Source organism: Streptomyces coeruleoprunus, from assembly GCF_039542925.1.
Taxonomy (GTDB): domain Bacteria; phylum Actinomycetota; class Actinomycetes; order Streptomycetales; family Streptomycetaceae; genus Streptomyces; species Streptomyces coeruleoprunus.
In genome coordinates this window covers 1580234-1593046 of sequence record NZ_BAABIT010000001.1, presented here as the reverse complement: position 1 = coordinate 1593046, position 12813 = coordinate 1580234, and the positions used below count along the sequence as shown (strand labels likewise).

General features: G+C 72.5%; 8 protein-coding genes and 6 pseudogenes. All 14 read left to right on the top strand.

Annotated elements, in window-relative coordinates:
• Positions 1-101: 101 nt before the first annotated feature.
• Positions 102-392 (top strand): annotated as a pseudogene (locus ABEB09_RS34925) (AMP-binding protein); the annotation flags it as partial.
• A 60-nt stretch (positions 393-452) separates the two neighbouring features.
• Positions 453-1040: an AMP-binding enzyme gene (locus ABEB09_RS06930; protein WP_345688137.1), complete on the top strand. Its 588-nt coding sequence runs from the start codon at positions 453-455 to the stop codon at positions 1038-1040.
• A complete protein-coding gene (locus tag ABEB09_RS06925; RefSeq protein WP_345688135.1) occupies positions 986-1189 on the top strand; it encodes a phosphopantetheine-binding protein in 204 nt (67 codons plus the stop codon). The genes ABEB09_RS06930 and ABEB09_RS06925 overlap by 55 nt, the downstream gene beginning before the upstream one ends.
• Complete coding sequence (locus tag ABEB09_RS06920; RefSeq protein ID WP_345688133.1) at positions 1189-1332, top strand: hypothetical protein; 144 nt, start codon at positions 1189-1191, stop codon at positions 1330-1332. The genes ABEB09_RS06925 and ABEB09_RS06920 overlap by 1 nt, the downstream gene beginning before the upstream one ends.
• Positions 1329-3047: a condensation domain-containing protein gene (locus ABEB09_RS06915; RefSeq protein WP_345688131.1), complete on the top strand. Its 1719-nt coding sequence runs from the start codon at positions 1329-1331 to the stop codon at positions 3045-3047. Before ABEB09_RS06920 ends, ABEB09_RS06915 begins: the two co-directional genes overlap by 4 nt.
• On the top strand, positions 3035-3307 hold the full coding sequence (locus tag ABEB09_RS06910; RefSeq protein WP_345688129.1) for an AMP-binding protein: 273 nt from the start codon (positions 3035-3037) through the stop codon (positions 3305-3307). The genes ABEB09_RS06915 and ABEB09_RS06910 overlap by 13 nt, the downstream gene beginning before the upstream one ends.
• 225 nt (positions 3308-3532) lie before the next feature.
• Positions 3533-3598, top strand: a pseudogene (locus ABEB09_RS34920) (hypothetical protein); the annotation flags it as partial.
• Positions 3599-3884: 286 nt separating this feature from the next.
• Positions 3885-4439: a phosphopantetheine-binding protein gene (locus tag ABEB09_RS06905; protein ID WP_345688127.1), complete on the top strand. Its 555-nt coding sequence runs from the start codon at positions 3885-3887 to the stop codon at positions 4437-4439.
• Positions 4439-5965: a condensation domain-containing protein gene (locus ABEB09_RS06900; protein ID WP_345688125.1), complete on the top strand. Its 1527-nt coding sequence runs from the start codon at positions 4439-4441 to the stop codon at positions 5963-5965. Before ABEB09_RS06905 ends, ABEB09_RS06900 begins: the two co-directional genes overlap by 1 nt.
• Positions 5895-6874: pseudogene (locus tag ABEB09_RS06890) on the top strand (AMP-binding protein). The gene ABEB09_RS06900 and the pseudogene ABEB09_RS06890 overlap by 71 nt, the downstream one beginning before the upstream one ends.
• Before the next feature lie 90 nt (positions 6875-6964).
• On the top strand, positions 6965-7849 hold the full coding sequence (locus ABEB09_RS34915) for an AMP-binding enzyme (protein WP_425580045.1): 885 nt from the start codon (positions 6965-6967) through the stop codon (positions 7847-7849).
• Positions 7746-9083, top strand: a pseudogene (locus ABEB09_RS34910) (condensation domain-containing protein); the annotation flags it as partial. The gene ABEB09_RS34915 and the pseudogene ABEB09_RS34910, both read left to right, overlap by 104 nt.
• 29 nt (positions 9084-9112) lie before the next feature.
• Positions 9113-11017, top strand: a pseudogene (locus tag ABEB09_RS34905) (non-ribosomal peptide synthetase); the annotation flags it as partial.
• Positions 11014-12747 (top strand): annotated as a pseudogene (locus tag ABEB09_RS06870) (condensation domain-containing protein); the annotation flags it as partial. The pseudogenes ABEB09_RS34905 and ABEB09_RS06870, both read left to right, overlap by 4 nt.
• Positions 12748-12813 lie beyond the last annotated feature (66 nt).

Below are 12813 nucleotides of genomic sequence, written 5' to 3'. Positions count from 1 at the left end.
GACGCGTCCGTGCTGGACCTCGCGGTGACGCTGGGTCGGGGTGGGTCGCTGGTCGTGGCCGGGGTGGGGAGCGGGCGGAGCCCGAGCGGCTGCGTGCGCTGGTGGAGTCGGCCGGCGTACGGGCGGCGAGTGTGGTGCCTTCCCTGCTGGGCGTGTTGGAGCCCGGTGACTTGGACGGTGTCGAGACGCTGCTGGTTGGTGCCGAGCCCATCGGGCGTGAGCTGGCCGGGGCGTGGTCCGAGGGCCGGCGGCTGGTCAACACCTACGGCCCGACTGAGGCCACGGTCATGGTGGCCGCCGGTGAGGTCGACGGGTCCGGCGAGGGTGTCGTGCCGTTCGGCGCGCCGGTCGCCAACACCCGTCTGTACGTCCTGGACGCCGCCCTTGAGCCCGTGCCCGTGGGCGTGGCCGGTGAGCTGTACATCGCCGGGGCCCAGGTGGCGCGGGGGTATGTGGGACGCCGCGGTCTGACCGCTGAGCGGTTCGTGGCCTGCCCGTACGGGACCGGGTCCGGTGAGCGGATGTACCGGACCGGGGACCGGGTGCGGTGGACGCCCGAGGGCCAACTCGTCTTCGTGGGCCGCGCCGACGAACAGGTCAAGATCCGCGGCTTCCGCATCGAGCCCGGCGAGGTGCAGGCCGCCGTCCTCACGCACCCGGGTGTCGCCCGGGCCGCGGTCGTAGCCAGGGAGGACACGCCCGGCGACATCCGGCTCGTGGCGTACGTCGTACCGGCCGAAGTCGCGGCCGAACAGGATCTGCCCGGCGAGGTGCCGGCCTCCCTGAGCGGCCGGTTGCCGGCGCACATGGTGCCGTCCGCCGTCGTCGTCCTGGACGAGCTGCCCCTGACCGTCAACGGCAAGATCGACCGCACGGCACTGCCCGTGCCGGAAGTCCCCGTGAGCACGGGGCGCGGGCCGGCCAACGCCCGTGAGGAACTGCTGTGCGCGCCTTCGCCGAGGTGCTGGGGCGGGAGAGCGTCGGCGTGGACGACGACTTCTTCACACTCGGCGGCCACTCGCTCCTCGCGGTGCGGCTGATCAGCCGGATCCGCACGCTGCTCGGCGTGGACGTGGAGATCCGCGCCCTGTTCGAGGCGCGCACCGTCGCACAGCTCGCAAGCAAGGTCGGAGATCAGAAGACAGCTAGGCCGGCACTGCGGCCGATGCGCAAGCAGGAGGAGTCCTGATGCTTCCGTTGTCGTTCGCACAGCGCCGGCTGTGGTTCATCGAGCAGCTCGAGGGCCCCAGTGCGACCTACAACATTCCGGTCGCGCTGCGCCTGTCCGGGACGTCGACCGCACGGCCCTCGCCGACGCCCTACGGGACGTGATCGGGCGGCACGAGGTGCTGCGGACGGTCTTCCCCGTGGTGGACGGCGAGCCGCACCAGAGCATCCTCGCCCTCGACGACCTGGCCTGGGACCTGGACGTGGTGGAGCTGCCCGCCACGGCCACCTGGGAGGAGGTGACCGACGCCGTCGCCGGTACGGCGCGGTACGTCTTCGACCTCGCGACGGAGGCGCCGATCCGGGCGTGGCTGTTCGCCGCCGGGCCCGACGAGCACGTGCTGTCCGTGGTCGTCCACCACATCGCCGGCGACGGCTGGTCGATGCGGCCCCTGGCGCGGGACATCTCCCTCGCCTACGCGGCGCGGTGCGCGGGGCGGGCCCCCGAGTGGGAGCCGCTGCCCGTGCAGTACGCGGACTACACGCTGTGGCAGCGGGAGCTGCTCGGCGACGCGGAGAACCCGGACAGCGTGTTCTCCCGGCAGGTCGGCTACTGGCGCCAGGCCCTGACCGGGATCCCGGAGGAGCTGGAGCTGCCGTACGACCGGGCTCGCCCGGCCGCCATGGGGCACCGCGGCCACAGCGTGCCCTTCGACGTGCCGGCCGAGGTGCACGCCCGGCTCGCGGCGGTCGCCGAGGCGGAGGGCGCGACCGCGTTCATGGTGGTCCAGGCGGCGCTGGCGATGCTGCTGTCCCGGCTCGGTGCCGGGACCGACATCCCGATCGGCGCCGCGGTGGCCGGCCGTACCGACGAAGCGCTGGACGACCTGGTCGGCTTCTTCGTGAACACCGTCGTGATGCGGACGGACCTGTCCGGCGACCCGACCTTCCGGCAGCTGCTGGCACAGGTCCGGGAGACCGGTCTGTCCGCGCTCGCCCACCAGGACGTGCCCTTCGAGCGGCTCGTGGAGGAACTGTCCCCGGCCCGTTCCCTGGCCCGGCACCCCCTCTTCCAGGTGATGCTGACCGTTCAGAACAACGCCGAGGCGGCCGTCGACCTGCCCGGCGCACGGGCGGCCGGAGGCGTGCCGACGGGAGAGCGGGCGGCGAAGTTCGACCTGGACATGAGCGTGGGGGAGGCGTTCGACGGCGACGGTCGCCCCGCAGGTCTGCGGGGCGCGCTGATCGCGGCCGCGGACCTCTTCGAGGCCGGGACGGCCGAGCGGATCGCGGAGCGCTTCGTCCGCGTCCTGACGCAGCTCGCGGACGACCCTGACCTGCCGTTGCGTGCGGTGGATGTGTTGGGTGGGGTGGAGCGGCGTCGGGTGGTGGAGGAGTGGAACGACACGGCGGTGGGGTTGCCGTCGGGTTCGGTGTTGGGGTTGTTCGAGGCGCGGGTGGTGCGGTCGCCGGATGCGGTGGCGGTGGTTTGTGGTGATGTGGGGGTGTCGTATGGGGAGTTGGATGCTCGGGCGAATCGGCTGGCGCGGTATTTGGTGGGGCAGGGGGTGGGTGCGGAGTCGCTGGTGGGTCTGTGTCTGCCGCGTGGTGTGGAGATGCTCACGGCGGTCTTGGCGGTGTGGAAGGCGGGGGCGGGTTATCTGCCGGTGGATCCGGAGTATCCGGGGGAGCGGATCGCTTTCATGCTGGCCGACAGTGGTGCGGTGTTGCTGCTGACCAGTGAGGAGATCCTCGACGAACTGCCCGCGGGCCGGGTGCGGATGGTGGCCCTGGACGATGCGCTGACGGTGGCGCAGCTGGGGCGGTGGAGGCGTCGGCGCCGGGCGCCGTGCTTCATGGCGAGGGTGTGGCGTATGTGATTTATACGTCGGGGTCGACGGGGCGGCCGAAGGGTGTGGCGGTCACTCACAGTGGGCTGGCGAATTATGTGGTGTGGGCGGCGGAGGCGTATGACGCCGGGCGTGGTGGTGCGCCGCTGCACTCCTCTCTTGCTTTCGATCTGACGGTGACGAGTGTGTTGGTGCCGTTGGTGTCGGGTTGCGCGGTGACGGTCAGCGCCGAGGGTGGTGCGGAGGGGCTGGCGGGGTTGTTGGGGCCGGTGGTGGGTTCGATGTGGTGAAGGTGGTGCCGGCGCATCTGCCGTTGTTGGGTGAGTTGGTGGCGGGGGATGGGCTGGCGGGTGCCGCGGGCCGGTTGGTTGTGGGTGGTGAGGCTTTGGCGGGTGCTGATGTGCGGGGTGGCTGGAGCGGGCTCCTGGGTCGGTGGTCGTCAATGAGTACGGGCCGACGGAGACGGTTGTGGGTTGTTGTGTGTTCGAGGTGCGGGCCGGGACGAGGTCGGGGATGTGGTGCCGATCGGCCGGCCTGTGGCCAACACCCGCCTCTACGTCCTGGACGAGACTTTGGAACCCGTGCCGGTGGGGGTGGCGGGTGAGTTGTACATCGCTGGTGCTCAGGTGGCGCGGGGGTATGTGGGGCGTGCGGGGCTGACGGCTGAGCGGTTCGTGGCGTGTCCGTTCGGGGGTGGTGGTGGGCGGATGTATCGGACCGGGGACCGGGTGCGGTGGTCGGGTGAGGGTGAGTTGGTGTTCGTGGGGCGTGTGGATGATCAGGTGAAGATTCGGGGTTTCCGTATCGAGCCTGGTGAGGTGCAGGCGGTGGTGGTGTCGCATCCGTTGGTGGGGCAGGCCGCGGTGGTTGTACGGGAGGACGTGCCGGGAGATCGGCGGCTCGTCGCCTACCTCGTCCCCGCCCGACGACGAAGGGGCAGCCGGCGGCGTCAGCGGCGAAGCAGCCCGCACGGCCTCGGACGCCCTGTCCGAAGCGGTCCGTGCCTACGCGGCCCAGCGCCTCCCGGAACACATGGTGCCGTCCGCCCTCGTGGTCCTCGACGCGCTGCCCCTCACCCCCAACGGCAAGGTCGACCGCAAGGCGCTGCCCGCGCCCGAGCAGGCGGCGTCGGCGGGGAGCGGCCGGGCCCCGGCCACCGCGCAGGAGGAGCTGCTGTGCGGGATCTTCGCGCAGGTCCTCGGACGGGAGAGCGTCGGCGTCGACGACGACTTCTTCGAACTGGGCGGACATTCGCTGCTCGCGGTCAGGCTCATCAGCCTCGTTCGTGCGCAGCTGGGCGTGGAACTGCCGCTGCGGGTGCTCCTGGGAGCGCCGACCGTGGCCGAACTCGCCCAGAAGATCGGAACACAAAAGTCAGCTAGGCCGGCGCTGCGGCCGATGCGCAAGCAGGAGGAGTCCTGATGATTCCGTTGTCATTCGCACAGCGCCGGCTGTGGTTCCTCTGGCAGCTGGAGGGGCCGAGCGCGACGTACAACATCTCGATGCCGGTGCGGCTGACCGGCCCGGTGGACCGGCAGGCCCTGGGAGCCGCCCTGCGCGACGTGCTCGGACGGCACGAGGTGCTGCGCACGGTCTTCCCGGTGGACGACGACGGCCAGCCGTACCAGCGGATCCTTTCCCTGGACGGCCTGGACTGGCGGCTCTCCACCACCGACGTGGCCCCCGCCGACCTCGCGAACCGGATCGCCGAGGCGTCCTCGTACGCGTTCGACCTGGAGAACGAGATACCGATCCGGGCCTGGCTCTTCGCGACCGGGCCGCAGGACCACGTGCTCCACGTCGTGGTGCACCACATCGCCGGCGACGGCTGGTCGAAGGCCCCGCTCGCCCGGGACGTCTCGGTCGCCTACGAGGCGCGGTGCGCGGGCCGGGCCCCGGAGTGGGAGCCGCTGCCCGTCCAGTACGCGGACTACGCGCTGTGGCAGCGGGAGCTGCTGGGCGACGACCAGGACCCGGACAGCGTCGTGTCGCGTCAGGTCGCCTATTGGCGCGGCGTCCTGGAAGGCGCGCCCGACGAACTGCCGCTGCCGTTCGACCGGCCCCGGCCCGCCGTGGCCGGGTACGAGGGGCACAGTGTGCCGCTGGAGATCCCCGCGGACGTCCACGCCAAGGTGGCCGAACTGGCACGGGCCCATGACGCCACCGTGTTCATGGTGCTCCAGAGCGCGCTCGCCGTGCTGCTGTCGCGTCTCGGCGCGGGCACCGACATCCCGATCGGCGCCGCTGTGGCGGGCCGTACGGATGTCGCGCTGGACGACCTCGTCGGCTTCTTCGTCAACACGCTCGTCCTGCGCACCGACCTGTCGGGCGACCCGACCTTCACGGAGACGCTGGCGCGCGTACGGGAAGCCGGCTGGGAGGCGTTCGCCCACCAGGACGTGCCGTTCGAGCGGCTCGTCGAGGAGCTGGCCCCGCCCCGCTCCCTCTCCCGCCATCCGCTGTTCCAGGTCATGCTCTCCGTCGAGAACACCGGTCAGGCCGCGATCGACCTCGCCGGCGTACGGGCGGAGGACGCGCCCGCGCAGGCGCAGGGCCCTGCGTCGGATCCTGCGACCGGTCCGGCAGCCGCGAAGTTCGACCTCGAACTGAACCTGGGCGAGATCTTCGACGCGGAAGGAGCCCCGGCCGGGCTGCGAGGCGTGCTGATCGTGGCCGCCGAGCTGTTCGACGCGGAGACCGCCCGGCAGCTGGCCCGACGCTGGACCCGGGTGCTGGCGACGATGGCGGAGGCCCCGGAGACGAGGCTCAGCGCCGTCGATGTGCTCGATGAGGCGGAGCGTCGTCGGGTGTTGGTGGAGTGGAACGACACGGCGGTCGGGTGTTGGGGGTGTCGGTTCCGGGTTGTTCGAGGCGCAGGTGGCGCGGACTCCGGGTGCGGTGGCGGTGGCCGCGGGTGGGGTCGAGGTGTCGTACGCGGAGCTGGATGAGCGGGCGAATCGTTTGGCGCGGTTGTTGGTGGGTCGGGGTGTGGGTGCGGAGTCGGTGGTGGGTGTGGCGATGGGCGTGGGGTGGAGGTGGTGGTGGCGCTGCTGGGGGTGATGAAGGCGGGTGGCGCTTATCTGCCGGTCGATCCGTCGTATCCGGCGGAGCGGATCGCCTACATGCTCCGCGACTCGGGAGCGGTGTGCGTCCTGACCGACGAGGAGACGGCTGGGGTCGTCGCGGATGCACCGGCCGAGGTGATCGTCGTCGACTCGGCCGATGTGGTGGGTGAGTTGGCGGGGTTGGATGCTTCGGCCCTGGGAGTGGGAGTTTCGGCGTTCGATCCGGCGTATGTGATTTATACGTCGGGGTCGACGGGTCGGCCGAAGGGTGTGGTGGTGGAGCACCGTTCGGTGGTGAGTCTGTTGTCGTGGGCGGTGGGTGAGTTCGGCGACGGTGATTTCACGCGCGTACTGGGTTCTACGTCGTTGAGTTTCGATGTGTCGGTGTTCGAGGTGTTCGGGCCGCTGGTGTCGGGTGGCTGTGTGGAGGTGGTGCGGGATGTGCTGGCGCTGGCGGATGCCGGGGCCGGTCGGGGTGTGAGTCTGGTCAGTGCGGTTCCTTCGGCGTTGTCCCGGGTGTTGGGTGGGCTGACCTCGTCGGGTGTGGGCGCGGTGGTGCTGGCGGGTGAGGCGCTGCCGGGCGGTTTGGTGCGCGATATTCGCGCCGCACTGCCGGGTGCCAGGGTGGCGAATATTTATGGTCCGACTGAGGCGACGGTGTATTCGACGGCGTGGTTCGCGCCGGACGATGTTGAGGGACTGGTCTCTCCGCCTATTGGCCGGCCGGTGGGTAATGCCCGGTGTTTTGCTGGATGCCGGTCTTTCGCCGGTTCCGGTTGGTGTGGTGGGTGAGTTGTATGTGGCTGGTGCGGGTTTGGCGCGGGGTATTTGGGGCGTGCCGGGCTGACGGCTGAGCGGTTCGTCGCGAATCCGTTTGGGGCTGTGCCGGGTGAGCGGCTTTATCGGACCGGGGATCTGGTGCGGTGGAACGCCGATGGTGATCTGGAGTACCTGGGGCGTGCGGATGAGCAGGTGAAGGTGCGGGGTTTCCGTATCGAGCCCGGCGAGATCGAGGCCGTCTTGGTCGAGCACGCGCACGTCGCGCAGGCTGTTGCGGTCGTGCGGGAGGACACGCCCGGCGACAAGCGTCTGGTCGCATACGTTGTCCCGCGCGGCGACGAGGCGGGGGCTGATCTGCCGGCGGAGCTGACCGCGCTCGTGGCGCAGCGGCTTCCGGCGCACATGGTTCCGTCGGCGGTCGTCGTGCTGGACGTCCTGCCGTTGAACAGCAACGGCAAGCTCGACCGCAAGGCCCTGCCCGCACCCACGTACGCCTCGGGTGCCGGAAGGGCGCCGGCCGACGCCCGCGAGGAGGTCATCTGCGCGGTGTTCGCCGATGTCCTCGGGGTCGAAGGCGTCGGCGTGGACGACGACTTCTTCAAGCTGGGAGGCCACTCCCTGCTCGCCGTGTCCCTCGTGGAACGGCTCCGGGCGCGCGCGCGTCTCCGTGTCCATCAGGGCCCTGTTCCAGACCCCGACGCCGGCCGGGCTCGCCGTCACGGCGGGAGCGGCCCAGGTGGAGGTCCCGGCGAACCTCATCCCCGAGGGCGCCACGGCCCTCACCCCCGACATGCTGCCGCTGGTCCCCGGGCTCACCGCCGAGGAGATCGAGCGGATCGTCGCGTCCGTCGATGGTGGCGCGGGCAACGTCGCCGACGTCTACCCGCTCGCCCCGCTCCAGGAAGGGCTCCTCTTCCACCACCTGCTCGCCGACGGCGGCGACGACGCGTACATCACGCCGACCCTGCTGGAGTTCGACAGCCGTGAGCGCCTCGACGCCCTCCTCGGCGCGCTCCAGCGCATTGTGGAGCGCCATGACATCTTCCGTACCGGTGTGGTGTGGGAGGGGCTGCGTGAGCCCGTGCAGGTGGTGTGGCGACAGGCCGTGCTGCCCGTCACCGAAGTGGCGCTCGACGCCGACGGTGGTGACCCCGCCGACCGGCTCCTCGCCGTCGCCGGTCTGGCCATGGACCTGGGCCGGGCGCCGCTGATCGACGTGCACATCGCGGCTGCGGCCGCTCCCGGCCGGTGGCTGGCACTCGTACGCGTGCACCATGTGGTGCAGGACCACACCGCGCTGGAAGTCATGCTGGCGGAGGTCGACGCGATCCTGGACGGGCGGGAGGACGGGCTGCCGGCGCCGCTGCCGTTCCGGAACTTCGTCGCGCAGGCGCGCGGCGGGACGGCCCGGGAGGAGCACGAGCGGTACTTCGCCGAGCTGCTGGGTGACGTCACCGAGCCGACCGCGCCGTTCGGACAGACCGACGTCCGGGGTGACGGGACCGATGCCGTACGGGCGGGTGTGGCGTTCCCGGCCGAGTCCGCCGCGCGGGTGCGCGAGGTGGCGCGGCGGCTCGGGGCGAGCCCGGCGACGCTGCTGCACGTGGCGTGGGCGCGCATGCTGGCCACGGTGTCCGGCCGCGACGACGTCGTGTTCGGGACCGTGCTGTTCGGGCGGATGAACGCGGGCGCCGGTGCCGACCGGGTGCCGGGCCCGTTCATGAACACGCTGCCCGTACGCGTACGGGTCGACGACGGCGGCGTCCTGGAGGCGGTCGACGCCATGCGGGACCAGCTCGCCGGCCTGCTGGAGCACGAGCACGCACCGCTGGCCCTCGCCCAGCAGGCCAGCGGCGTTCCGGCGGACACACCCCTCTTCACGGCCCTGTTCAACTACCGGCACAACGCGCCGAGCACCGCGCCGAGCACCGCGCCGAGCAGCGTGCCGGGCAACACGCCCGGCGCCCGTGCGGCCGACTCGGGCGGCGTCGACGGCGTGCGGACCCTCTACTCCCGCGAGCGCACCAACTACCCCCTGACCGTCTCCGTGGACGACAACGCGGACGGCGGGCTGCGGGTCTCCGTCGACGCGGTGGCGCCCGTCGGCGCCGAAGCCGTCGGCCGGCTGCTGCGCACCACGACCGAGAACCTGGTCGCCGCGCTCGACGCGGCCCTGGACGACGGCACCGACCTGCCCCTGCGCACCGTCCAGGTGCTCGACGAGGCCGAGCTGCAGCGCGTGCTCATCGACTGGAACGCCACGGCCGCTCCCCTCCCCGCCACCACCCTCACCGCCCTCTTCGAGGCGCAGGCAGCCCGCACCCCCGACGCCGTCGCCCTCGCCGCCGGCGGCACCGAGGTGACGTACGCGGAGCTGGACGAGCGTGCCGACCGACTGGCGCGGCACCTGGCCGACCGGGGCGTGGGGCCCGAGAGCGTCGTCGCGGTGGCCATGGAACGCGGCGTCGACCTGGTCGTCGCCCTGCTCGGCGTACTGAAGGCGGGCGGGGCGTACCTGCCCGTCGATCCGGCGTACCCGTCCGGGCGGATCGCGTACATGCTCCGCGACGCCGCCGCGACCTGCCTGCTGACGGAGACCGGCGTACGCCTCGACCAGCGGCCCGGCCTTCCGGTCGTCGTGCTGGACGAGCCGGCGACGGCCGCCGAGATCGCCGGGGCCGGCCGCGGCGGGCCGATCGGCAGGCGGGACCGGCTGCTGCCCGGGCACCCGGCGTACGTCATCTACACCTCCGGCTCGACCGGGCGGCCCAAGGGCGTCGTGGTGGAGCACCGGTCGGTGGTCGGCCTGCTGTCGTGGGCGGCCACGGTGTTCGGCGGCGCGGACTTCTCGCGGGTCCTCGCTTCGACGTCGCTGAACTTCGACGTGTCGGTCTTCGAGCTGTTCGGGCCGCTCGTCTCCGGCGGCAGCGTCACCCTCGTCCGGGACGTCCTGGCGCTGGCGGACGCCGGCGCCGCGGACGGCGTGAGCCTGATCAGCGCCGTGCCGTCGGCCTTCGCGCAGGTGCTGGACGGGGTGCCGCGCGAGACGCGCACCGTGGTGCTCGCCGGCGAGGCGCTGCCCGCGTCCCTCGTGCGCGACATCCGCGAAGCCCTGCCCGCGGCGCGCGTCGCCAACATCTACGGGCCGACCGAGGCCACGGTGTACTCCACGGCCTGGTTCACCGCGGGCGACGACACGCCCGGCGCCTCCGCACAGAACCGGCCGCCGGCGCCGATGACACGTCCCGCCGGCGCTCCGCGGGCAACCCGCCCATCGGGCGGCCCGTCGCCAACGCCCGGACGTACGTGCTCGATGCCGCCCTGGCCCCCGTGCCTGCGGGCGTGGCCGGTGAGCTGTACGTCGCGGGCGCCGGCCTGGCCCGGGGTTACCTCAACCGGGCCGCGCTGACCGCCGAGCGCTTCGTCGCCGACCCGTTCGGCGGGCCGGGGGCGCGCCTGTACCGGACCGGTGACCTGGTCCGCTGGACCGACGACGGCGACCTCGAATACCTCGGGCGGGCCGACGAGCAGGTCAAGGTCCGCGGGTTCCGGATCGAGCCGGGCGAGGTGGAGGCGGCGCTGACCGCGCATGCCCGGGTCGCGCGCGCCGTCGTGGTCGTCCGCGAGGACAGCCCCGGCGACAGGCGCCTCGTCGGCTACGTCGTCCCCGTCGCGGACAACTCCGCGGACAACTCCGCGGACAACTCCGCGGACAACTCCGCGGACAGTCCCGCGGACGGCGGTACGCCGGAGAACCTCTCCGAAGCGGTCCTCGCGTCCCTCGCCGACCGCCTGCCCGCGCACATGGTGCCGTCCGCCGTCGTCGTCATCGACGCCCTCCCGCTGACGCCCAACGGCAAGCTCGACCGCAAGGCCCTGCCGGCGCCCGACCGCACGGCCGGCTCCGGTGCGGGCCGCGCCCCGGCCGGGCCGCGGGAGGAGATCCTGTGCGCGGTGTTCGCGCAGGTCCTCGGCCTGAGCAGCGTCGGCGTCGACGACGACTTCTTCGCACTCGGCGGCCACTCCCTGCTCGCCGTACGGCTGCTGAGCCGCGTGCGCACCCTCCTGGGCGCCGAGCTTCCGCTGCGGGCCCTGTTCGAGGCGCCCACCGTCGCCGGGCTGGCCGCGCGCTGGCTGGACGGCACCGCGCCGTGACCCGGCCGGCGCTGCGGGCCGGGGCGCGGCCCGAGCGGGTGCCGCTGTCGTTCGCGCAGCGCCGCCTGTGGTTCCTGGGCCAGCTCGAAGGGCCCAGCCCCACCTACAACGTCCCGGTGTCGCTGCGGCTGTCCGGGGACGTGGACGTGCCGGCGCTGGGCGCCGCGCTGCGGGACGTACTGGAGCGCCACGAGGTGCTGCGGACCGTCTTCCCGGTCGCCGACGACGGCGAGCCGTACCAGCGCGTCCTGGACGCCGAGGCGCTCGACTGGGAGCTGACCGTCGTCGACGTGGCGCGCGACGGCCTGGCGGACGCGGTCGCCGAGGCCCAGGCGTACGCCTTCGACCTGGCCGTCGAAGTGCCCTTCAGGGCCTGGCTGTTCCGTGCGGGCGAGGGGACCGACCCCGAGCGGGACGAGCGCGTACTGGTCGTCGTCGTGCACCACATCGCGACCGACGGCTGGTCGCGCGAACCGCTGGCGCGGGATGTGTCCGTGGCGTACGAGGCGCGGTGTGCGGGCCGGGCGCCGGAGTGGGAGGCGCTGCCCGTCCAGTACGCCGACTACGCGCTCTGGCAGCGTGCACTCCTCGGCGACGAGGAGGACCCGGAGAGCCTGATCAGCCGTCAGACGCACTACTGGCGCGAGGCCCTGGCCGGCAGCCCCGAGGAGCTGGCCCTGCCCTTCGACCGGCCCCGGCCGGCCGTGGCGACGCACCGGGGCCACCGGATGCCGCTGGAGGTCCCGGCGGAGGTCCACGCGCGGCTCGTGGAGCTGGCACGGGCCGAGGGCGTGACCGTCTTCATGGTGCTCCAGGCCGCCCTGTCGACGCTGCTGTCGCGGCTCGGCGCCGGCGACGACATCCCCATCGGATCGGCGATCGCCGGGCGCACCGACGAGGCCATGGACGACCTCGTCGGCTGCTTCGTGAACACGCTGGTGATCCGCACCGACCTGTCCGGCGACCCGACGTTCCGCGAGGTGCTGGCCCGGGTCCGGGAGACCGGCCTGTCGGCGTTCGCCCACCAGGACGTCCCGTTCGAGCGGCTCGTGGAGGAGCTGGCGCCGGTGCGGTCGATGGCCCGGCACCCCCTGTTCCAGGTCGTGCTGACCCTGCAGAACACCGCCGAGGCCGTGCTCGACCTCGACGGGGTCCGGACCGGGGCCGTGGCGGCGCCCTCGTCGGCGGCCGTGTCCGCGAAGTTCGACCTCGACGTGATCCTCGGCGAGTCCTACGACCCGCAGGGCGCGCCCGCCGGGCTGCACGGTGTGGTGATCGCGGCGGCCGACCTGTTCGACCCGGACACCGCCGAGCGGGTCACCCGCGGTTGGGCGCGCGTGCTCGACCTGGTGAGCACCGATCCCGACACGCGGGTCGGCTCGGTCGATGTCCTGGACGACGACGAGCGGCGGCGGCTGCTCGTCGAGTGGAACGACACCGCGCGGGACGGTCTTTCGGTGCTCGTCCCGGAGCTGTTCGCGGGGCAGGTGGTGCGGTCGCCGGAGGCGGTGGCGGTGGTGTGTGACGGTGAGCGGGTCTCGTACGCGGAGCTGGAGGCGCGGGCGAACCGTATCGCGGGTTATCTGGCCGGTCAGGGTGTGGGTGCCGAGTCGGTGGTGGGGCTGTGTCTGCCGCGTGGTGTGGAGATGATCGCGGCGATTTTGGGTGTGTGGAAGGCGGGTGCGGGTTATCTGCCGCTGGACCCGGAGCAGCCCGCCGACCGGATCGCGTTCATGCTGGCCGACAGCCGGGCCGCGCTGACGCTGACCACCGAGGAGATCCTGGACGAGCTGCCC